This window comes from Cupriavidus pauculus (genome assembly GCF_008801835.1).
In the GTDB taxonomy this organism is placed as follows: Bacteria; Pseudomonadota; Gammaproteobacteria; order Burkholderiales; family Burkholderiaceae; genus Cupriavidus; species Cupriavidus pauculus.
Window position 1 is genome coordinate 1 of sequence record NZ_VZOW01000085.1, and the last position, 1,731, is coordinate 1,731.

At 61.9% G+C, this 1,731-nt stretch carries 1 protein-coding gene; it reads left to right on the forward strand.

All coding sequences use genetic code 11. The annotated features are described in order from the left end of the window. The first annotated feature begins 93 nt into the window (after positions 1-93). Complete coding sequence (locus F7R19_RS30080) at positions 94-1,110, forward strand: STY4528 family pathogenicity island replication protein (protein WP_223505852.1); 1,017 nt, start codon at positions 94-96, stop codon at positions 1,108-1,110. The last annotated feature ends 621 nt before the right edge of the window (positions 1,111-1,731 follow it).

Consider the following 1,731-nt stretch of genomic DNA (forward strand, 5'->3'; position numbering starts at 1 on the left):
AAAACTACGCAACTGGCAGCCCATCGGCAGCGTCTGGCTCAACCCCGAGCCGGATCAACATGAGCAAGACACCGATCCAGTATTAGAGGCCGCATGAATCAGGTTCCAACTGCCTTGACAGACGCCGGCCGCTATCTCACCTCTACCCCGCTGGGGCAGAGGGCCGGGTACGAGACGGCCCGGCGCGTTCTCGTCGTGCTTCGGCTGACGGGGTGGATCAGTCTGGTGGGCCAGCAGCGCGATCCTCTGACCGGCCATGTGCTCAGCGAGCTGTATCAGGTTCACGAAAGCGCCCTTGACTTCCAACAGGCTTGCACGCTCGATGCCAGCCTGCCCGCGCTTCTGCAATCTTCCATCGGCCACGAAAACAACCAGGTGGATCGGGTGGCCATTCACATTCAGGCAACGCTGGCGCAGGCACCTGAAGCCACTTCCATTGCGCCCCACGATCAGCACCACAGTGACGATGATTTACCCCCTACGCCGCCGCCACAAGTGCACCAGGCGGCAGGCCAACTGTCATCGTCCCGTGATTCCGCTGGCAGCACGCTTGTTCCGCAACAGACCGAACACGCTCGCCACATGACGGCTGAGCAGGACAGTACGTATAAGACGTATATGTATAAAAAAGAACGTACGTACCGCGCGCGCGAAGGCGACGGCGATTCGGCATCGCAGTCGGTGAGCTTGCCGCCCTGCCTGAGCAATGCCCAGGCAGATCAGCAAAAAGACGTGCAGGCCGCCTTGCGGCGGCTGCCGCCGCAGCATCGCCAGGAAGTACTCGATGAGTTGCAGGCACGCAGCCAGAGTGGCACCGTGCGCAATATCGTGGCCTACTTCTTCGCCTTGGTGAAGCGCGTCTTTGCGGGCGAGTTCCGCTTGTGGGCAGGTCGTAAGGAGACATCTGCCGCCCCACGGCCTGCCGAAAATCGGCCTGCAGGTGGGCTACGCACCGACCACCGCCCAGAACCGACTGCGCAACCGGCATCGCGTGAAACCGCCCTGGCGCACATCGCCAACATCCGCAAGATGCTGAACGCCTCGACGAACGCTGGGGACATCGCAGCACAGGCAATGCAGGCCAGGGGATGGCAGCCGCATCCTGCGTAGCAAATGCTGCCGCGAAACGGGTCGTCACTGCACGCCGCAGTGACGACCCGCGCAACACCGCCAACAATGCGGGCAAAAGCCAGTTCCTATTGCGTGCGGCATACATGATGATGGCCTCCCTACACTGGCCGGACAGTTGCCAAGACCGATGGGCTTTGTACATCGGCACCCACAACAGCGCAGATTCCTGCAAGCGCTGGCCCGTCAGGGCGGAACCACCCCAGGTATGCCCAGGCTCCGACCGCATACCGGCCCTACCCAAGGGCGGAGCCCTCTTCGTCTGTTTGAACTCATCCCTACCGCGCCGCCTGGCGCGCTGTCCTTTGCGGCAATTCCCTGTGTGCAACGCACAGGGCTCCCGCTGCATTTCTCATCCCACTCACTTCATAGGAGGGCTCGTCCACGTTCACATCACTTTCGTCTTGTAGTACCTCCGTCCGGGCTTCCAGCAGGGAGCAAGACGGACGCCTCATTCGAGGCTCTGGTGTCTCCCGTGTGCGTGAGCACGAGATTCGATGGATGCGCGAGCACGGTAATTGATGGTCGGCTGCGGCACCGTCCATCACCAATGTTGCGTGCCGTCGGGCAACGCTGATGGACGTGGCGATCTATCGCGGTGGA